The following is a 20,055-nucleotide window of genomic DNA, read 5'->3' as shown; positions in this document are numbered from 1 at the left end:
AGGTCCTAGAGCAAGGTACCGAGGCTTGCGGCTAAATGAATATGATTTAAACAGAACGGCAGTCATTACCAACTTGCATATAGCGATGGGTTTAGCTGCTTAAAATTTAAACTATATGGTGCTCTAGGTGCTAGGTGCTAGGTGCTAGGTGCTAGGTGCTAGGTTAAGGAAAAGCGGAGATGAGGTAAAGGCAAAAACGAGGCACGAGGTTACGAGGTAAAGAAATAAACCTAAAGAGCGAGCCAACTCGTCGCTGGCTCTTCAACCGAATGTTATTGCGGCATCAGGTACTCGGGAGAGACTGAGATGGCAATCCATTGATCCTGCCAGTTTTTAAACAGCCAGAAATCGCTTAAACGGTAGAAGGTGATGCGCTGCGGCTCTTCTTGGTCTTGGTACCATACTTCGATAGTTTCAGGGCTGCGTAGCTGGGCAGACAGTTTATCGACCGTCGCGTCATCAAGACGTGTGCCTTTTAAATCGCGCCAGCGATTGACCAGTGCAGCGGCTTCGACGGATAAGGTTTGATTCGACTGCCAATCGTCCCCGTGTTGCTCTAAAGCCCAATCAGAGAGATAGAAGGCCACCAAGGTTTCATTTGGATTGAGCAAGCTCGGGTATTGACTCTGGGCCACGGGATCATCCAGCAGATAGGTTTTGATCAAGGCAGGCGCATTAATGATCACAATGAAAAAGGTGATCCCGGCGATCAGAATATTATTCCAGCGACGACGACGTGAGGGGGATACGCGCATGATTTGAGTCCTGAGTGATAACTGTGCAAAGTATACCAACCAAGGGAAAAGCGAGGTACTGGTTTCTGGGTTCTGGGTTCTGGGTTCTGGGTTCTGGGTTCTGGGTTCTAAAAAATAACAATAAAAAACCCAGCTAAAAAGCTGGGTTTTCTATAATCTTCAAAGAGATGAAACCAATTACTTGATTTTCGCTTCTTTGTATACAACGTGCTTGCGAACTACTGGATCAAATTTTTTGATCTCGAATTTGCCTGGCATGTTGCGCTTGTTTTTGTCAGTTGTGTAGAAGTGACCAGTATCTGCAGTTGATACTAGACGAATTTTCTCACGAATGCCTTTCTTAGCCATTGCTAATTCCTCTTATTAAACGTTTTCGCCGCGTGCACGCATCTCAGTTAGTACAACATCGATACCTTTCTTATCGATGATGCGCATACCTTTTGCGGTCAGACGTAGTTTAACAAAACGTTTTTCGCTCTCTACCCAGAAACGATGAGTTTGTAGGTTCGGCAGAAAACGACGCTTAGTAGCATTTCGTGCGTGTGAGCGGTTGTTACCAACTGCAGGACGCTTACCAGTTACTTGGCATACTCGGGACATGAATGTCTTCTCCAAATCGTTTCAGCTCGATATCAACCTTGGTGGCCGAACCTCATCAATTAGAGGTTAAAAACCGTTATGGCATATCCATACAAGGCTATCAAAGGTCGCGCATTATACTAACTTGCCATGCATTGCTCAAGACCCGAACAGATCCTTTTTACAGGTTTTCGTGATCTTTTTTTAGACAGCACGCTTTCAAGTAGTCCAAGCTGAATGTAAGTTAAAAATTTTAGTGGCGTGGATTGTAGCAGAAACTCACTTATGAACAACAAAAAAGTTTGCCTGTCAATACGGGATAAAATTCACACTCATAGCCACCCTCGTTCGGCAAATGAAACCACCTCGCCATCCCCCACCACAAAGTGATCCAGCACACGAATATCCACCAGTGCCAAGGCATCACTCAGGCGCTGGGTTATCCGTCGGTCCGCTTGGCTTGGCTCGGCCACACCGGATGGGTGGTTGTGCGCCAAAATCACCGCTGCGGCATTGTGGTAAAGGGCACGTTTGACCACTTCACGCGGATAGACAGACGCAGAATCAATGGTGCCTTCAAACATCACCTCGTCTTTAATTACCCGATGTTGGTTGTCGAGAAACAGCAAGTAAAAAGCTTCGCGCTGTCGGTCACGTAATATTGAGGAAAGATAGAGTTTGGTGTGATGGGGGCTGGTTAGCGCTTCGCCGCGTTGCAAGGTTTCGGCTAAGTAGCGCTGCGTCATCTCAATCACCGCCTGTAGCTGCACATACTTGGCTTCCCCCAGCCCTTTGTGGCGACAAAACTCTTGCTGGTTCGCTGAAAAGAGCTTGCGCAGCGACCCAAAATCACGCAGTAGGAAATCGGCCAGTTCAATCACGTTCATCCCTTGCGTGCCAGTGCGCAGGAAGATCGCCAACAGCTCGGCATCAGATAAGGATTGCGGGCCACGGGAGAGCAGCTTCTCCCGGGGCATGGATTCACTCGGTAGGTTTTTCAGACTCATCAAGGCGCTCGTTTGGGAGAGATAAGCCAATTGACCTGAGAGCGCGACGTATGTCTAGATGCTTGATGGCGCTTTTCTATCCGCTCAATAACTTTATGTAACTGAGCGGTTTATCAGAGCTTAAAGTGTCCGACCAGAGCATGCATCTCGCGCCCGGAACTGCTGAGCTGGGTACTGATCGTCTCCGACTCTTGCAAGTTGCGATTGAGATCGTTGACGATTTGCGCAATCGCCACCAGATTTTGATTGATCTCTTCTGCAACCGCGCTTTGCTGCTCGGCCGCTGAGGCGGTTTGAATACCCATATCGCGGATCGTCCCCACCGCAGTTTGGATGCCCGCCAGCGAATTTTTGATTTGCACCGATTCAAGCGCCGTCTGCTCACCTCGCTCTTGGCTGACCGACATGGTGCTTACCGCACGGGCCACGCCACTTTGCAGCTGTTTCAGCATGTCACCAATTTCCAGCGTGCTGTTTTGCGTGCGACTGGCCAGCGAGCGAACCTCATCCGCCACCACAGCAAAGCCACGCCCTTGCTCTCCAGCGCGCGCCGCTTCAATCGCCGCGTTCAGCGCCAGAAGGTTGGTCTGCTCGGCAATCTCGCCAATCACTTGCAGCACTTTGGTGATCTGATCGGTCTGTTTGCTCAATTGAGAAATGGCCTCTGAGGTGGTGTTCACCTCATCCACCAGTTTGCCAATCCCCTCAATGGCATGGTTGACTTCCAGCTGTGCCTCGGAAATTTGCACGTTGGCCGAATCAATCGCCTGCGCCGTCGCATGGGTGTTGCTCGCCACTTCTTTGGCGGTGGCGCTCATCTCCGTCACCGCGGTCACCACCTTGTCGGTTTCGCTGCAGTGGCTTTGCATCTGCGAACTCGCCGTTGCTGTGTGTGCATCCAGACCACTGGCGGCTTCCTGCACCACTTGAGCGCTAGCACGGATCTCGACCATCATCGGATGCAGCTTGTCCATAAACTGATTAAACGCGTGCGCCACTTCGCCCACTTCATCTTGGCTCTCGACTTGCAAACGCGCGGTGAGATCGCCGCCACCAGCGGCCACCGCTTTTAAGGATTGGCTAATGTGCAACAAAGGTTGAATGCCACGTGTCACCAGCACGCTGATCGCCACACAGGCGAGCAATAAGCCAATCAGAGAGAAACCGACCGCCGACAGCGTATGCGCCTTGAGCTTGGCAATGCTCTGCTCGCGGTATTGATTCACTTGTCGGTCAATATCGTCGATGTAGATCCCAGTACCCAGCACCCAATCCCATTTCGGCAGATATTCCGCATAACCGAGCTTGGGCGCTTGGGCGTTAATGGTCGGTTTGTGCCAAGAGAAATAGAGAAAGCCATCGCCCTTTTTTGCGGCGTCAATCAGGCCAGCAATCACCGCCACGCCATTTTGGTCTTTCATCCCGTAGAGATTTTTCCCCTCCAGATCCGGTTTGATCGCATGTAAGGTATTCACCCCTTTGGAATCGTAGGCAAAGAAGTAGCCATCGCTGTCAAAGCGCATCGCTTTGAGGATCTGCTTTGCCTGCTGTTGGTGGCTGCCATCCACATCACTGTCATACAGCGGTTTGATGGCCGTCATCCCCATCATCAAATAGGCTTTTAACTCGCTTTTTCGCGTCTCAATCAGCTCGTTTCGGTAGTTTTTCAGCTCAACTTCAAGGCTTTGTTGGTTGTTAATATAAAAGACGGCGGTGATCATGGCCGAGATGAGTACCAAAGGTATTAAGGTGAGCAATAGCAGTTTATTGCGACTTTTCATAGCTAGTGACATAAGTATCCCAATGATTGTTATGGTTTTTATTTTTGCCATATCTTGCAGAGAAAAAATGCCTTGTCTGTGAGCTGCGCATAAATTTGCCTAATCCGCCCTCATTATTGACTGGCCTTTTGATACAGCTTCACTTCTGTGATTGCCCACTCGCGCACCTTCGGCGCAAACCAGCTCATCCAGTAACGAGCCGCGGCAAGTTGTGTTACTATCGGCGGCAGAATTTTGGGAGAACAACAAGATGCAAACATTGGCAGGAAAAAAAATACTACTGGGCATCAGTGGTGGAATTGCCGCCTATAAATGCGCGGATTTAACACGTCGCCTCAAAGAGCGAGGCGCTGAAGTACAGGTGGTGATGACCAAAGCGGCCAAAGAGTTTATCACGCCGCTCACCATGCAAGCCGTCTCTGGTCGCCCGGTCTCTGACAGCTTACTCGACCCGGCGGCAGAAGCGTCCATGGGTCATATCGAGCTGGCAAAATGGGCCGATCTGGTGCTACTTGCGCCAGCCACCGCCGATTTGATCGCCCGCATAGCCGCTGGCATGGGTAACGACCTGCTCACCACGCTGGTGCTGGCCACCGACGCACCAGTGGCGGTTTCTCCCGCTATGAACCAACAGATGTATCGCAATGTCGCCACGCAAGAGAACATGGCGACGCTGCTGCGCCGTGGCATGCACATTTGGGGCCCTGCGGCAGGCGAACAAGCCTGTGGCGATGTAGGCCCAGGCCGTATGCTGGAGCCGATGCAACTGGTGGAACTTTGCGAGCAGTTTTTCCAGCCCAAACCTTTGCAAGACACGTCGATTTTGATCACCGCCGGCCCAACCCGCGAAGCGATTGACCCGGTGCGCTATATCACCAACCACAGCTCAGGCAAAATGGGCTTTGCTTTGGCGCAAGCGGCCATGCAACTGGGGGCAAACGTGACCCTCGTCAGCGGGCCGGTTTCGCTCTCCACGCCAGTCAACGTCAACCGTATCCATGTCGACAGTGCGCAAGAGATGTATGACGTGGTGATGGCTCAAGCGGCCAGCCATGACATTTTTATTAGCTGCGCGGCGGTGGCCGACTATCGTCCAGCCAGCGTGGCTGAGCAGAAGTTGAAGAAAACCGACGACAGCGACGAAATGACCATTACCATGGTGAAAAACCCCGACATCGTTGCCTGCGTCTCGGCGATGGTAGAAAACCGCCCCTTCACCGTGGGCTTTGCGGCAGAAACCCACGATGTGGAGACCTATGCACGGCGTAAGCTAGAAAAGAAAAAGCTCGACATGTTGTGCGCCAATGACGTTTCGGTCGAAGGCCAAGGTTTCAACAGCAGCAACAACGCCATCACACTCTACTGGCCAGAGGGCGAGAGAGCCTTGCCACTGAGCAGCAAAGCGTCGCTGAGCGTCGAGATCCTCGATCAAATCCGTCTGCTGATGGATAAATAGTGTATGACAGTGGTTGAGCAGGCGCGCGCGTACAGCTTTTTGCCTTTATGTCTCACAAAACCTGCTCAATAACTACTGTCTTGTACTTGGCATACTGATATACTCGCTGACGAAAAAGTCTATTCAAAAGGAAGTTAATCAATGGCTGGCAGTAAAAAATCAAACCGCCGCGAAGAGATCCTCCAGGCGCTGGCTCAGATGCTGGAGTCCACGGAGGGCGCTTCACGCATTACCACGGCGAAACTGGCGCAGCAGGTCGGCGTTTCAGAAGCCGCGCTTTATCGCCATTTCCCCAGTAAAGCCCGCATGTTCGAAGGTTTGATCGAGTTCATTGAAGAGGCGCTGATGTCACGCATCAACCGAATTTTGGATGAGGAAAAAGATACGCTGGAGCGCATTCGCTTGGTGATTCATCTCATCTTGGCTTTTTCTGAGCGTAACCCAGGATTGACTCGCATTCTCTCCGGCCATGCACTGATGTTTGAAAACGAGCGCTTACGCGATCGCATCAACCAACTGTTTGAACGTATCGAAACCCAACTGCGTCAGATTCTACGTGAGCGTAAATTGCGCGAAGGCAAATCCTTCCCGGTTGAAGAAAAAATCTTGGCGGCGCAATTACTGGGCCAGGTGGAAGGCAGTTTGAACCGCTTTGTTCGCTCCGACTTTCGCTATCAACCCACTGAAAATTTTGAAGAATACTGGGCACTGCTCAGTGCACAAATACAATAAGTTATGGCACTACAAACCCCTCCAACCTTCTCACTTTCACTGCTGCACCCCAAATATTGGCCGGTGTGGTTTGGCTGCGCTGCGCTGGCGCTCGTCGTCACCATTGTTCCTTACAAAGTGCAACTGCGCTTAGGGCGAGCGCTCGGACGCTTTGCCATGCGCTTTGCCAAAAGCCGCGTGCATGTGGCCAAGCGCAATCTCGAACTAGCTTTCCCGCAGATGGACGCTCAGCAAAGAGAGCAGATCGTGGTTGAGAACTTCAAAAATGTCGGTTTGGCGCTGTTTGAAACGGGCATCGCTTGGTTTTGGCCCAATTGGCGTATCAAACGTCACATTGCCTTTCGGAACATTGAGCACTTACTCGCACTCGAGGAGCAAAAAAAAGGGGTGCTGCTGGTCTGCACGCACGCGCTCAACCTTGAGATCACCGCGCGTGCCTTTGCTCTGTTCGCGCCGGGTTATGGCGTTTATCGTCCTCATGACAACCCCGCCTATGACTTTATACAGACTTGGGGACGCACACGTTTTGGCAACCAGATGGTCGATAGAAAAGACGTGAAGGGGATGCTGAAAATTCTGCGTTCTGGTGGCCGCTTGTGGTATTTGCCCGATCACGATTATGGCAACAACAATGCGGTGTTTGTGCCCTTTTTCGCCGTGCCAGACGCCTGCACCACGGCCGGAACTGGTGTGCTGGTGGATGCGAGTAAATGCGCCGTGATCACCGCTTCCAGTTTTCGCCAAGGGGAAACCTACACGTTAGAAGTGGATGAAGACATCAGTGCCCAGTTCCCGCGCAAAGACGCCGTTGGTGCCGCGACAGTGATGAATCAGGCGATTGAAAAAGTGATCTTGCGTGGATTAGATCAATGGATGTGGCTGCACAAACGCTATAAGAGCATGACTGACCCAAGCCAGCCACGCGGCATTCGTTATAAATAGATAGTTAGGGGTTAGGGACTAGGGGGCTAGGTTCTAGGTTTCTAGGTTCTAGGTTCTAGGTTCTAGGTTCTAGGTTCTAGGGGCTAGGTTCTAGGTTTCTAGGTTCTAGGTTCTAGGTTCTAGGTTCTAGGTTCTAGGTTCTAGGTTCTAGGTTACTAGACTCTAGGTTTCTAGGCTCTAGGTTTCTAGGTTTTGCTTTTCCTAGAGCCTGCCCTTCCTCGTACCTAGTCCCTGCTCTTCCCTAGAACCTGCCCTTCCTCGTACCTAGTCCCTGCTCTTCCCTAGAACCTGCTCTTCCCTAGTCCCTACTCTTAAACACCAAACTGCTCACGGTACGCTTTAACCGCGGCGAGGTGCTCAGTCGCATCACCTTTCTCTTCTAGGTAAGTGATCAAATCCGACAGGCTGACAATCGAGATCACCGCGCAGCCGAAATCACGCTCCACTTCTTGAATCGCAGAGAGTTCGCCTTTGCCCTTTTCCTGACGGTCAATCGCCACCAACACCCCAGCCAAATCGGCGCCGTTGGCCTGAATAATTTCCATCGACTCGCGAATCGCCGTGCCTGCGGTAATCACATCATCCACCAGCATAATGCGCCCTTCCAGCGCGGAGCCGACTAAGTTGCCGCCTTCGCCGTGATCTTTGGCTTCTTTGCGGTTAAAGCAGTAAGGCGTATCGATATCGTGGTGATCTGCCAAGGCCACTGCGGTCGTGGTGGCGATAGGAATGCCTTTGTAAGCAGGGCCAAATAGCACATCAAACTCAATACCAGAATCTGCCAGTGCAGCGGCATAAAAACGGCCTAGTCGCGCCAAATCACGGCCAGTATTGAAAAGACCAGCGTTAAAAAAGTAAGGACTTTTACGACCTGATTTTAAGGTAAACTCACCAAACTTAAGGACCTGTTTCTCTAGGGCAAATTCAATAAACTCACGCTGGTATGCTTTCATGAATACTCTCTCGATGTTTAATAGGTTAATAGGTTAATAGGTTGCTAGTTTACTAGGTTCTAGGTTGCTAGGGACTAGGTTATTAGGTGCTAGTTCTTAGCTCTTCCTAGGATCTGCTCTTCCCTAGGACCTAGAGCCTGCTCTTCCTAGTACCTAGGTCCTTGCTCCTGCTTTTCCCAGATAAAAAAATAGCCCCCTTAATGGGAGCTACTGACTAAAGCATTCCGCTAATGCGGCTTTCTGTGCGGCGACGATCTCACTGATGCCTTTTTTGGCCGACTCCAGTAGCGCCAGCAACTGTTCATGGCTAAACGGTTCGCCTTCTGCTGTGCCTTGAATTTCAATCATCTTGCCTTCTTCGGTCATCACCACGTTCATGTCAGTGTCGGCGGCTGAGTCTTCGACATATTCGAGATCGCAAAGCACGTCGTCACCGAGAATACCGACCGAAACGGCTGCCACATGGCCTTTCATCGGGTTCTTTTTCAGCTTGCCGCTGTCCAGCAGATGTTGGAACGCATCGGCCAGTGCCACGCTCGCGCCAGAAATCGACGCCGTGCGCGTGCCGCCATCGGCCTGAATCACATCACAGTCAACCGTGATCATAAACTCGCCCATGACTTCCAGATCCACCACCGCACGTAAGCTGCGGGCGATCAAACGTTGAATTTCCATAGTACGGCCGCCTTGCTTGCCGTTGGTCGCTTCACGGCGAGTACGTGAATGCGTCGCGCGTGGCAACATGCCATATTCCGCGGTCACCCACCCTTTACCCTGGCCTTTTAGCCAACGAGGAACCGATTCTTCCACGGTCGCATTGCACAACACCTTGGTATTACCAAACTCAACCAAGACAGAACCTTCTGCATAGGCGGTGTATTGACGAGTGATTTTAATTGGGCGCACCTGGTCTGCCGCGCGATCATTTGGACGCATGGATGAATCCTTTTCTGGGGGATGAGTAAGATTGGGGCAGGATTATAACGGAAAGCCAGCCAAGATCCTAGGGAGAACGCTGAGTTCTCGAACGCCGCACTCTATCGTGAGCCACGAGCCAGGCGATTGTGTGTTACTATTGCAGGGCGTTATTTTCACAGATAAAGAACAGGAAAATTCGATGATTTACAGTATGACAGGCTACGCCCGCAAAGAGGTCAAAAGCGACTGGGGCACCGCCGTGTGGGAAATCCGTAGCGTCAACCAACGCTATTTGGAAACCTATTTTCGTCTCCCAGAGCAATTTCGTGGCTTAGAACCGCTGCTGCGCGATCGCTTCCGTCAGCGCTTAGCGCGCGGCAAAGTAGAATGCAATTTGCGCTTTGAGGCCAATCCCGCGGCCAAAAGCGAGCTCAAGATCAATGAAGCGCTGGCCAACCAAGTGATCAAAGCCGCCGAGCAAGTGATGCACATGACCGGAGAATTAAGCCGCATCAACCCTTTCCAAGTGATGCAATGGCCCGGCGTGATGGAGACACCAGAGCAAGATATGGACACCATCAACAAAGCGTTACTCGCGGCCTTTGATGAGGCGCTGGCGGAGTTTATCGAATCACGCGGGCGTGAAGGCGACAACATGAAAGCGCTGATTGAGCAACGTCTTGAAGCGATCAGCGCAGAAGTGGTTAAGGTGCGCGCGCGCATGCCAGAGATTTTGCAATGGCAACGCGAGCGTCTGCTGGGCAAGTTTGAAGAAGCGAAGATCGAGCTGGACGCGACCCGCGTAGAGCAAGAGCTGATCCTCCTCGCACAGAAATCGGACGTGGCGGAAGAGCTGGATCGCCTCGATTCCCACGTCAAAGAAGCACGCAATGTGCTGAAAAAAGGCGGAGCGTGCGGCCGCAAACTCGATTTCATGATGCAAGAGTTTAACCGCGAATCGAACACGCTGGCATCAAAATCGATCGCCACCGACATCACCGCCTCTGGCGTCGAGCTGAAGGTTCTGATTGAGCAAATGCGCGAGCAGATCCAGAACATCGAATAAGGTTCTTGGGTAGAAAGCTATCCGTCTAAGAATGTCTTAGAAGCCCTGTATTACTTTTTGAAGAGCCTTGTAAATACAGGGCTTTTTTATTTTTCCCTTCCAAATCGGTTTGCAGATGTCCGTTACCAGTTGCTGTTTAAGGGGTGGGCATACATCCTTTCAGCCAATAAATGCTTAATCATATTTTTTGCTCACAGCATTTTACCTGTCTATAACCCCATCGTTTAAAGCAAATCACTCAAGCGATTTAACAGTGCTTTGCGGCTATTATTCGCCACAAAAAAGCGCTGAAAGCGTTGTTCAAACGCCGCTTCATCCGCTTTGAACTGATAGGCCTCAAACAGCTGATGCAGATAGCGTGATGCCGCATCGTAACCACTGGCGCAAGTTCGATCCGCTTGCTCTTGTGATTGCTGCCAGTAGTGCTCACGCTGGTTGTAAATATCCGTCAATACTTTTTCTTTTTCTGCTTTTTCGAGGGCTATTTTCTTTGCGAGCGCTGCGGCTTGCTCTCGCTGTAATTGGCTTTGCGCTTGCTCAAGGAAAGGAGAAATCAGGTCGGGGGTTAACCAGTATTGATAGATCTCGTCTGTGTCGGCAGGTTCTTTTCGCGTCAGCGCTAAGGCTTGGTGACGAGTTAGCTGGCCTTGCTCAAACAGCGTGCGTAAAAGCGTGTCTTTCTCTACTTGCGAGAGATTATGGAGCCACGTATCAAACTGAAATTGGGTTTGTTTGGCTTGGTGACTGGGTTGTTCGTTCAGCACCATGGCGAGAGCCTTAACCAAGGCTAAAGGAGTATCATACAGCGCAGCAAACGCCTGCACCTCTTCACTGAGGTGCTCAAAATCGAATTGAATCAACGGCACTCGTTCAACTTCGTCATTACAATCAAACGCTTTGAGCCACATGAAGTAAACTAGGCGCCAATCCCCTTGCATTAACCCATTGCGTAAAGCAGATAAATGCTGGAAAAAGTCGTCAGCATGTTCATCATCAAAATATTCGTAGTACTCCTCGATGGAAAAAAACAGCAACTGCCACTCATCGCTTTGATGCACATAAAGCCCATCGCTTGAAAAGCCAAGTAACGCATCTGGAAGCGTTCCAGCTGGTAGCTTGATGTAAGTATAAATTGAGCCCCAATCGGCATAGTAAAAACCGATATCGAAGTATTTTAACATCAGCTCAGAAGGCTCCGCCTTTAGGTCACTGTAGGTGTAATACACCTGAAAGGACGTAGCGCTGATCTCGGCACGGCTTGAAATGGCTCTGAGTGCTTGGCGCTCTTTGGCATCTAAAAAACCGTCCAGACGCTCGAATTTATAGTATTGATATTCGCTCACGATGACCTTGCTATTTATTTGTTGTGAATTGAAAAGCTTGTTTTAGTTTCATTGAAACAGCGCTGCATTTTCCTGTTTTCGCAGATCCAATGTCTTAGCAATCGCAGACACTGTTGTTTTACTGATCCCTTGCTGCCGTGCAAGGTGAGTAAATTGGCTGATGGCTTCTGCGACTTCTTCAATAACTTGCTTTGCATCATGCCAACTCCCATAGCCAGCGCTGGTCGCTAGTTTTTGCATCACCTTAAGCGGTGGCGCTTTGCCATAACCGCCGAACGCAGTGGCGTGTTCGTTAAATGGATGTGGGCTGTAGGTAACATCGTAAAAAGGGGCAGGATCCCATTGACCGTCATCCGCTTGCAAAAACGCCCAGTTTTTACTGTGGTCGTCTTGGTTAGACGATAGCAAGTTAAACATGGCTCGGCGAAATTGCAGCTGCCCAGCCGCTGGAGATTTACACAACTGACGGCTGGCTTTAATTAAATCAATGTAATCTAAACTTGGCGTTCGAAAGTCTTTATCCAGTAGCCCGCAAGCGCTGTGCATATGCAGGCGACCTGAACTGCGATTGCCGCTTAAATTGGTCTGCTCCGTGACATAATCAAAACGCTTAAGCGCCAACCAGGCAGACGCACCGCTAGTATGCCGGGCTTCAATGAGTTGCCAGTGGGGCAGTTGGCACTTGGCTTGCTCAGCCATTTGTAAATAGACTGCCTCACACAAACCTTCTTCATGCCCGAGCGCGAGATTTTTCGAGGTAAACTTGATCAGCCAAGCTTCATCACCAGGCTGAGCAAAGGTTCGACAATGCTGAGCTTCTCCCGCAGGCATATAAATCTGCGCCTTGGGCCTTGCCCCACCCGAACTACCTCCGGCGACTAATGCGGCCAACACCTGCTGAGTATGTCCATCTAACTCATCGTGATTATCATCCATATAATCTGACATTGAAGAATCGAACAGCGTTTGCGCTTCTAAGCCTAAAATAGCTAAATCAATGTCAGCGTGCGTGGTGGCTGAAAACTCAGACACCGGAGAAAAAGACAGCGCTCCCATGCCTTTATCACCGACAAAGGCCAGTCTATCCATCGCCGTTAATTGATTTGGCAAAATGCCCTTTTGACGGAAAATACGATCTTGCAACAGCATGCCCCAGCCATCGGGCAAACAATCTACAAATACGCCATGTACACCTTGATGTGGCGCTTTAGGTGCGGCTTGAACTTGTGTGCTCGCTTGCAAGATAAAAGGTGATAAATTGCCAAACTGCTGCAAATAGTCGTCAGCATACTGGAAAAAAACACCTTGCCGATTCTGCGCTAAGACCCCAACTGCAACCTGCTCACCTGAGCTTAACGTGCGGGTTACGCTGAGTTTTTGAATGGGTTTAAAACTCATCTTTTAGCACCTCATCAATGCTAGTGGGCAGAGCGGCACGCTCTTTGTTAGGCTGCGTGAGCTCGTATAACCGCTCAAGTGAGTCGAGGGTCTGCCAAAGCAACAACAATTGGCGAAATGAAATTTGCCCGGTCAGCTCAAATTTCTTAATGGTGGCCGCAGGTACGCAGCTTCGCTCTGCCAGTGCTGCGCGTGACAGCTTTGCCTGCTTTCGTAACTCACGCAAATAAGACGCATAGGCTTGGCTTACATCGGTATCATCAAGTAAGGTAAAATTCATCCGCAAAGACCAAATGGATACAGTTATATCCATTATAGCGAAATAAAACATAAAATGGACATTATTGTATCCATTTCTGGATGAAATGTTGAAAAATTACTCGATAAAGCCTTTCTAAACTGCTATTTTTAAAGCCTAACAGCAGCATAAAAACGGCACTGTTTTTCCGTAGTCATAGCCAAGAAGCACCACTAAGATTTATTAAAAGCCATAAGCAAGTGGTGGGCAAACAGGCATCTTTGAGCGGTTTATTTTAGATAACTCGTTGAGTTTGCTAGGGTCTAGTCCACTGTTTAATGAGCAGTTCCAAAACATAGAGTAACCTTCACCAGTGGCCACGCATGGACACAAAATCATTATGTTATGAAAAAGTAGCACTCATAACATCCATTACAAATCATATCTAACGATGTAATACGTATGCTCTAACGCATTTTTGATCATGGCATCAAGCTCGATGTTACTCAATTCAACCCTGCAAGCCCTTTTCGACCCAAAGATGCAGGTGGGGAGGAACAAGCTGCGAACGATCCTATGACCAGAACCGAAGTCGTTGAGTTCTTTACTAAGCTCAGAGCGATCCCGATCAGGACATTCCCCAAACAGAACTTTAGGCAACTTACGAACAGCTGGTAAGGCTGATAAACTCGTCTTTGACGCCTAAAGAGCGATCATTTTTACTGTCTCTCAAAAATCGTGCCCCCCGACAGGTCTCTTTTGGCGCTTTCTTTCAGGAATCAACCAGTTGCCTGCTGTTCGGTGGAAAATGCAAAAGCTGGCCAAAATGAACCCAGAAAAACATTCCGAAGCTTACCATCGGCTTCACCAAATATTGACGATATAAAAGCTCAGCCATCCAGCGACGAACATCACTCGCTCTAAATCTGACGGCCTTACCTTCTGGATTGGGCCTAATAGGCTGAGGCGAACCTCTAGCGAAGACGGTACCGATGCGATGTTTGGCGTTGGCGTTGGCTTTGACGACTTCATCAGCGACTACTTCTCTATCGGAGCCAGTTACACGCGCGACAATATCGACGATGGTGAAATAGATGGCTATGCGTTAAATGCCACCTTTCACTTAGACCTGCTTTGATGGCTTAACAGGGATATTCCATTAGGCATTTGCCTCAGAAAACTTCTGCCATGATCAATCCCAAGGGCAGGAGTTTTCCGGCGATTTCATGCCCTTGGCTAGAAAATACGGATTTGAGATAGTGACCAATCTCTGAGCCAGCTCTGATTCCCAAAATGAAAGCCAAGATAATACTGCGGCTTGAGCCTTGGTTACTGTATAGTTATCGCTTTCCATCAAACTCATCACCCTGCGCTATTTCTCCATGTTAATTCGCAATACACTTTGTTCGTTTTTGGTTCTCTTTGCCGTCGCACTCACGAGTAAGTGTTTGGCATTAATGACGTTTTCTCAACTTCCTGTCGATCTCCTCTCTGGCGCAGGAGTTGAAGCATTACTCTATGGTCTGCGTTTTGACGCGACCATCGCGGCCATGCTGAGTGCGCCGATGTTCCTTACCAACCTGGTGTTGCTGGCACTTAAACGCGATCTGCGTCCGCTATTGCACGTGTTACTGTGTTTGGCGATTACTTGGATTGTGGGCAGCAGTTTTTCTGATGCGATATACGCGAAAGACGCCAGCAAACATGTCACGTTCGAACTGTTTACCGCGCAAGGAATGGAAAGCGAACTGTTGGTCACGGCACTGAAAAGCTATTGGGCGACGATGCTGATTGGCACCATTTGGCTACTCGTTTGCATGGTGATAGCGGGAAAATACCTGACTCTCTCTAACCGACGCGATACGCCTTGGTACAACAACACCGCGTTTGCGATATTGTGGCTGTTTATCACGGTAAGCTTGGTTCGTGGCGGCTGGGGAGATGCACCGCAAACGCCGATGCGCGCCTACAATATTGGTAATAGTGAACAAGCCTTTATTGCCTGGAGCGCGCCATACAGCATCACTTACTACCTCTCTAATGGTGACCGTGCGGCGATCAAAAAGATCACCCGCGATCCTAGTTCTGAACAGATCGCCATGTGGCAACAAGCTTTCCAAGCACCGCAACCTGCGAAACTGGCTGCGCTCAAACAAGCTAACATCGTCATGATTTTGCTGGAAAGCTGGCCTGCTTATGACATGCACAGCTATGCGGGCGATGTCGATGCAACGCCTTTTTTTGACAGCTTGCGTCAGCGCTCATTCTCCACCTTCTCAAGCTACGCCGATGGCTATCGAACCGTACAAGGAATGTTCGCCACGTTCTGCTCGTATCCCAATCCAACCAGCGGCATTATTTCAACCAGTCAGCTACAAAACGCGCAATACGTCTGCTTGCCGCATATCTTGCGTCAACAAGGCTGGCAAACCACGTTTATACAAGGGAGCGCCAAGGGCAAAGTCGGCTCATTCGCGCAAACGCTCGGCTTCGCAGAATCGTTCGGTAAGCACGATTACCCGTTTGAAGGCGTACATAATGAGTGGGGGTATATGGATGGTGATATTTATCGCTTCTCGCTTGGACAAATCGATCGCTTGAGTCAATCTCAACAGCCCTTTTTCCTTACCATCAATACGGGCACAACACATGGCTCTTTTCTGCCTGAACAAGATGGCTATACGTTTGGTCGAGAGACGCAAATCCATGAAAGACGCAGTGTGATGCACCATGCGGATCAAGCACTCAGCCAATTTATTCCGCAGCTTGATGCAAAACTGGCTCAGCTAGACAAGCCGACACTGGTAATTTTACTTGCGGATCACACAGCCAAGACCGTAAAGGGCGGCTTTGTGAAAAATGCGATTCCTTTTTTGATGTACGCCTCAGATAAATCTGTCCCAAACCAAACTCGGCCCATCACCGCTTCACAACGTGACGTCGGTGCTACCGCCCTCGATTGGCTGGGCGGCTACGCACCGTGGTTTACTGGCCAAAGCTTACTGAATCCTCACTACGCCGGACGTGCCAGTTTTGCTTTTGGCACGGGCTTTTTCTGGATGAGCAAAGATCACGGCATCGCCATTAACGCCGAAACGGGCGAGCTCGCCCAGTGCTTCGAGCTTGGCGCTGATACCGTGAGTAAAAAAACCGTTGCCTGCGATCAACCTTGGGCCAACGCCCTGTTTGAGGAAGCGAGTTATTACAACAGCATATCTCAATATTTGCTGTTCAAAGGGCGCAGCGCCGATTATCGCGCTCGCCTGAATTGAGTGGATAACAAAACAGCAGCCTTAGGCTGCTGTTTTGTCTTATGCGCTGCGCTGCGCTTGAGTGGCTTGTTCCGCTTGGCGCTTACGTTTGCGATATTTTGGATGGGTGATTGGAATCGCGGCAAGGAGTGTCTTGGTGTAGTCGTTTTGTGGATTGGCGTACACCTCTTTGGCGCTGCCCTCTTCCACCACTTTGCCAAAATACATCACCGCCACTTTGTCCGAAACGTGTTTCACCACCGAGAGGTCGTGGGAGATGAAGATGATCGCTAAGTTCATCTCTTTTTGCAGTTGCAGCAATAAGTTGAGGATCTGCGCCTGCACCGACACATCGAGCGCCGAGACCGATTCATCACAAATAAGCAGTTTTGGTTTCAGGGCAATCGCGCGCGCGATACCGATACGCTGACGCTGTCCGCCAGAGAACTCATGCGGATAACGGTTAACCGCCTCAACCGGTAAGCCCACTTTGACCAGCAGCTCTTTGACCCACTCTTTACGCTCAGCGGGTGTGCCGATACGGTGAATGATATACGGCTCTTCTAAAATCATCCCGACCGTATGGCGCTGGTTGAGTGATTCCATCGGATCTTGAAAGACAATCTGCATATCGCGGCGCAGCGGACGCATCTCCCGTGCCGACAGCTTGGTGATGTCGCGCCCTGCAAAAAATATCTGTCCTTCGGTCGGCTCGTACAGCTTTAAAATCGTCCGGCCAAGGGTACTTTTGCCGCAACCCGACTCACCGACCAAGCCCAAAGTCTCGCCTTCACACACCGAGAGCGAGACGCCATCGACGGCTTTAACCGTGTAGCCTTTACTAAACAGCTTTTTGCCGGAAACAAAGTGCTGCTTGAGGTTTTCAATACGGAGAACTTCTTTACTCATCCCTGCTTTCCTTAGTTGGTGGCAAACATGCTGGCGTCAATCGGCTTGATATCAATCATCTGCTTGGGCTCGCTGTCCAAACTTGGCATCAGCCCCATCAAACGTTCGGTATACGGGTGCTGCGGGTTATCAAACAGCTCGAAAATTTCCGCTTGTTCTACAATCCGGCCGCCATACATCACCGCCACGTCGTCGCACACTTCGGCAACCACGCCGAGATCGTGCGTGATGAAAATCATCGCCATGCCAGTTTCTTGTTGCAGTTCATTCATCAAGTCGAGAATCGACGCCTGCACCGTCACATCCAGTGCCGTGGTCGGCTCGTCACAAATCAGCACATCTGGTTTACACGCCAGCGCCATGGCGATCATCACACGTTGACGCATCCCGCCCGAGAGATTATGCGGGTACTCATTGAGGCGCTTCTCTGGCATTGGAATACGCACTTTTTTCAGCATCTCTAAGGCATATTCATTGCGTGCCCGTTTGTCGAGCTCAGGGCGATGCAGTTCCAACACTTCAATGATCTGCCGGCCAATGGTATGCACCGGATTGAGCGCCGTCATCGGATCTTGAAAGATGATGGAGATACGATCGCCGCGCATGGCATACATTTCTTGCGCAGGCAGATTGACAAGGTTAGTGCCGCGATAAAGGATTTCACCCTTGACCACTTGACCGTAAGGTTTGGGCAACAGGCCCATAATCGCCATTGAGGTGACGCTTTTGCCACTGCCCGACTCGCCCACTAATCCCAAAGTTCGCCCGGCACGCACATCAAAATTCACCCCGTGCAGCACCTTAACCGGGCCATCATCGGTGGTAAACGAGACCTCTAAATCTCGCACGCTCAAAATCACATCTTGCTGCATGACTACTCCTTACAACTTATAGGTGTCGTCGATAATCGTCACGGGTTCAAAGGTTTTGCCCGATTTAAGCGCTTTTTCCGTCTCTTTTTTAACTTCAGGATCGATCCAGAACGTACCAAAACCGAGTGCGCCACCGGTGCTAAACAAGGTTTCGGTTTTCTTGGTCATCGCTGGCGTCGGGAATTTGAGCCAGCGCCAATATCCCATGCGGATATAGGGCACCATGTAGCCGGGCACGATCACGTTGGCATCGCCGACAATCTGCTGGATCTGCTGCGAGTAGCGATACTTCTTCTCCATATCGAACTCGTTTTTATAGGCCATGATGAGCTCATCAAGCTCCGGGGTGCTGAAGTTAGTGAAGTTATTGGTTTGAGGGCGATTAGCATTGACCGAATGGAAATATTCCCAATACGCAGGCGTCGCAGAGGCGCTCATATCCAAAAACGCCAGTTGATGTTTTTTCTCCAACATATATTTGAATGCGGAAGAGCCATCCACCAGCTTAAGTTCAAACTCCAAACCAGCTTTTTTCGCCTGCTCTTTCAGGTAAGCGATGCGTGGCGTGTGGTGTCCATAGGCGTAGGTAATGGCAAAACTGAGGCGATGACCTTGCTGATTGACGCGGATCCCGTCTGGGCCGATTTGATCAAAACCCGCCGCTTCGAAATAGCGAATCGCTTTCTCTGGATCAAACTCCGGCGCTTTGGCATTGGGCACGTCATACTTACCGTGACCCGTACCCAGTGCGTGTGGCTTACGTGAGTAGTCTCCGCGCGTAATTTTTTCAATCATGCCATCGTAATCGGTGGCGTAACTGATGCCGCGGCGCACGTTGAGATCATCCAACAGCGGCGTGGCGACGTTCATCCATAAACCGCCTGCGCCCTCAGGCAGTTGGCTGTAGCCCCAGAACTTATGAATGTAGCCTTTCTGGTACGACTCGCCGTTGGATTTGTCGTGCCACAACTCAGGTAGCACTAAGGCGAACGAATCCAAATCGCCTTTTTCGAAATGCTTCATCGCGATGTCGTTATCGCGAATAACGTTAATGCGAATTTTTTCCACATTGTAGCGATGTTGATAATACTTGTTGCTGTACCCCCACCAATCTTGCCCAACGTGTTCAAAAGTGACGCTTTTGCCTTTTTTGATGTCGTCCAGAGAGTAGGCGCCGGTAGTTGGCTCGGCTTTGAAGTTGTACTTGCGTACGTAGTTGTCATCAATGCCGTCACCGTTTTCATCTTTGCTCGGGTTAGCATAAAAGTGGGCCGGACGTGGACGCAAGCCCCCTAACGTCTCGAGCAGGTCTTCTGGGTTTCTCTCCTGCTTACTCACCACCATCAAGGTGTGCGCATCGATCTTTTGTACATCGCTCACCACGTTGGTGTAGTACTCGTTATACCAAGGGGCGACCAGATCTTTGGAGCGATAAAACTTGAGCATAAAAACAAAATCGTCGGCGGTGACTGGTTTGCCGTCGGACCATTTGGCTTTGGGATTGAGTTTAAAGTAGACGGTTTTATTGTCGCCCGTCAGCGCCCATTCGTTCGCCAGCGCCGGGATCCAAGCATCGGTGTTGGGGTGACGGTCCAGCAACCCTGGCGTTTCATCGAGTATGTAGTAGCGCAGGCCAGAGTTGGAATCCGGGCCGACGCTGCGCAGCGTTTGCGGAAAGCTCTGCATGTAGGTGCGCAAGGTGCCACCAAATTTCGCTTCGCTTGAAGCAAACAGCGGCTCATCCCAGTTGCTCTGCCAGTTGAGATCCGCTGGCAAAGTGGCGGCGTACAAGCCGCTACTTAACAACGACAAGGTGGCAGCTAACATTGATTTTTTCATTGTGATATCCCTATGA

General features: G+C 50.3%; 19 protein-coding genes. 6 read left to right on the top strand and 13 right to left on the bottom strand.

The genetic code is table 11. From position 1 onward, the window contains the following. Positions 1 to 272: 272 nt before the first annotated feature. The 5 genes from UF06_RS22185 to UF06_RS22165 form a co-directional block, all read right to left on the bottom strand. Positions 273 to 755: a hypothetical protein gene (locus UF06_RS22185; RefSeq protein ID WP_045572404.1), complete on the bottom strand. Its 483-nt coding sequence runs from the start codon at positions 753 to 755 to the stop codon at positions 273 to 275. 177 nt (positions 756 to 932) lie between these two features. Further along, a complete protein-coding gene (gene rpmG / locus UF06_RS22180; RefSeq protein WP_039422766.1) occupies positions 933 to 1,103 on the bottom strand; it encodes a 50S ribosomal protein L33 in 171 nt (56 codons plus the stop codon). Between the two features lie 15 nt (positions 1,104 to 1,118). Further along, positions 1,119 to 1,355 (bottom strand): 50S ribosomal protein L28, encoded by a 237-nt coding sequence (gene rpmB / locus UF06_RS22175; protein WP_045572403.1) that lies wholly within the window; start codon positions 1,353 to 1,355, stop codon positions 1,119 to 1,121. 311 nt (positions 1,356 to 1,666) lie between these two features. Further along, complete coding sequence (radC, locus tag UF06_RS22170; protein WP_045572402.1) at positions 1,667 to 2,341, bottom strand: DNA repair protein RadC; 675 nt, start codon at positions 2,339 to 2,341, stop codon at positions 1,667 to 1,669. 113 nt (positions 2,342 to 2,454) lie between these two features. Beyond that, positions 2,455 to 4,134, bottom strand: a complete 1,680-nt coding sequence (locus UF06_RS22165; protein ID WP_045572401.1) for a methyl-accepting chemotaxis protein — start codon at positions 4,132 to 4,134, stop codon at positions 2,455 to 2,457. 238 nt (positions 4,135 to 4,372) lie between these two features. Here UF06_RS22165 and coaBC point away from each other — a divergent pair, with 238 nt between their 5' ends. From coaBC to UF06_RS22150, 3 genes are all read left to right on the top strand, one after another. Further along, positions 4,373 to 5,578, top strand: coding sequence for a bifunctional phosphopantothenoylcysteine decarboxylase/phosphopantothenate--cysteine ligase CoaBC (gene coaBC, locus UF06_RS22160; RefSeq protein WP_045572400.1), 1,206 nt, complete (start codon positions 4,373 to 4,375; stop codon positions 5,576 to 5,578). 141 nt (positions 5,579 to 5,719) lie between these two features. Further along, a complete protein-coding gene (gene slmA / locus UF06_RS22155) occupies positions 5,720 to 6,310 on the top strand; it encodes a nucleoid occlusion factor SlmA (RefSeq protein ID WP_039422755.1) in 591 nt (196 codons plus the stop codon). A gap of 3 nt (positions 6,311 to 6,313) precedes the next feature. Then, a complete protein-coding gene (locus UF06_RS22150) occupies positions 6,314 to 7,252 on the top strand; it encodes a Kdo(2)-lipid IV(A) acyltransferase (RefSeq protein ID WP_045572399.1) in 939 nt (312 codons plus the stop codon). Between the two features lie 311 nt (positions 7,253 to 7,563). Here UF06_RS22150 and pyrE read toward each other — a convergent pair whose 3' ends face one another. Further along, on the bottom strand, positions 7,564 to 8,205 hold the full coding sequence (gene pyrE / locus UF06_RS22145) for an orotate phosphoribosyltransferase (RefSeq protein ID WP_039422753.1): 642 nt from the start codon (positions 8,203 to 8,205) through the stop codon (positions 7,564 to 7,566). 207 nt (positions 8,206 to 8,412) lie between these two features. Then, positions 8,413 to 9,141: a ribonuclease PH gene (gene rph, locus UF06_RS22140; RefSeq protein ID WP_045572398.1), complete on the bottom strand. Its 729-nt coding sequence runs from the start codon at positions 9,139 to 9,141 to the stop codon at positions 8,413 to 8,415. A gap of 181 nt (positions 9,142 to 9,322) precedes the next feature. Here rph and UF06_RS22135 point away from each other — a divergent pair, with 181 nt between their 5' ends. Next, a complete protein-coding gene (locus UF06_RS22135) occupies positions 9,323 to 10,189 on the top strand; it encodes a YicC/YloC family endoribonuclease (protein WP_045572412.1) in 867 nt (288 codons plus the stop codon). A 224-nt stretch (positions 10,190 to 10,413) separates the two neighbouring features. Here the strand turns inward: UF06_RS22135 and UF06_RS22130 are convergent, their stop codons facing one another. From UF06_RS22130 to UF06_RS22120, 3 genes are read right to left on the bottom strand one after another with little or no spacing between them, the layout of a single operon-like run. Beyond that, positions 10,414 to 11,532: a hypothetical protein gene (locus tag UF06_RS22130; RefSeq protein WP_045572397.1), complete on the bottom strand. Its 1,119-nt coding sequence runs from the start codon at positions 11,530 to 11,532 to the stop codon at positions 10,414 to 10,416. 48 nt (positions 11,533 to 11,580) lie between these two features. Next, complete coding sequence (locus UF06_RS22125; RefSeq protein WP_045572396.1) at positions 11,581 to 12,930, bottom strand: type II toxin-antitoxin system HipA family toxin; 1,350 nt, start codon at positions 12,928 to 12,930, stop codon at positions 11,581 to 11,583. Next, entirely contained in the window at positions 12,920 to 13,210 is a 291-nt protein-coding gene (locus UF06_RS22120; protein WP_045572395.1) for a helix-turn-helix transcriptional regulator, read from the bottom strand. Before UF06_RS22120 ends, UF06_RS22125 begins: the two co-directional genes overlap by 11 nt. A 955-nt stretch (positions 13,211 to 14,165) precedes the next feature. Between UF06_RS22120 and UF06_RS27015 the strand changes: the two genes are divergently transcribed. After that, on the top strand, positions 14,166 to 14,306 hold the full coding sequence (locus UF06_RS27015; RefSeq protein WP_171816774.1) for a hypothetical protein: 141 nt from the start codon (positions 14,166 to 14,168) through the stop codon (positions 14,304 to 14,306). Between the two features lie 319 nt (positions 14,307 to 14,625). Continuing rightward, positions 14,626 to 16,440 carry an LTA synthase family protein gene (locus UF06_RS22115; protein WP_226972306.1) on the top strand — a complete coding sequence of 605 codons (1,815 nt, stop codon included), beginning with the start codon at positions 14,626 to 14,628 and terminating at the stop codon, positions 16,438 to 16,440. 39 nt (positions 16,441 to 16,479) lie between these two features. On the opposite strand, the gene UF06_RS22110 is transcribed toward UF06_RS22115, so the two are convergent. Genes UF06_RS22110 through UF06_RS22100 form a run of 3 tightly spaced genes read right to left on the bottom strand, consistent with a single transcriptional unit; the run spans position 16,480 to position 20,039 of the window. Then, positions 16,480 to 17,328 carry an ATP-binding cassette domain-containing protein gene (locus UF06_RS22110; RefSeq protein ID WP_082069809.1) on the bottom strand — a complete coding sequence of 283 codons (849 nt, stop codon included), beginning with the start codon at positions 17,326 to 17,328 and terminating at the stop codon, positions 16,480 to 16,482. Positions 17,329 to 17,339: 11 nt separating this feature from the next. Continuing rightward, positions 17,340 to 18,200 carry an ABC transporter ATP-binding protein gene (locus UF06_RS22105; RefSeq protein ID WP_052702612.1) on the bottom strand — a complete coding sequence of 287 codons (861 nt, stop codon included), beginning with the start codon at positions 18,198 to 18,200 and terminating at the stop codon, positions 17,340 to 17,342. Between the two features lie 9 nt (positions 18,201 to 18,209). Continuing rightward, entirely contained in the window at positions 18,210 to 20,039 is a 1,830-nt protein-coding gene (locus UF06_RS22100; RefSeq protein WP_045572394.1) for an extracellular solute-binding protein, read from the bottom strand. Positions 20,040 to 20,055: the final 16 nt, after the last annotated feature.

It is taken from the genome of Vibrio sp. S234-5 (assembly GCF_000960595.1).
In the GTDB taxonomy this organism is placed as follows: domain Bacteria; phylum Pseudomonadota; class Gammaproteobacteria; order Enterobacterales; family Vibrionaceae; genus Vibrio.
Note: the sequence above shows the minus strand (reverse complement) of the source record. Positions and strands in the feature narration are given on the sequence as shown.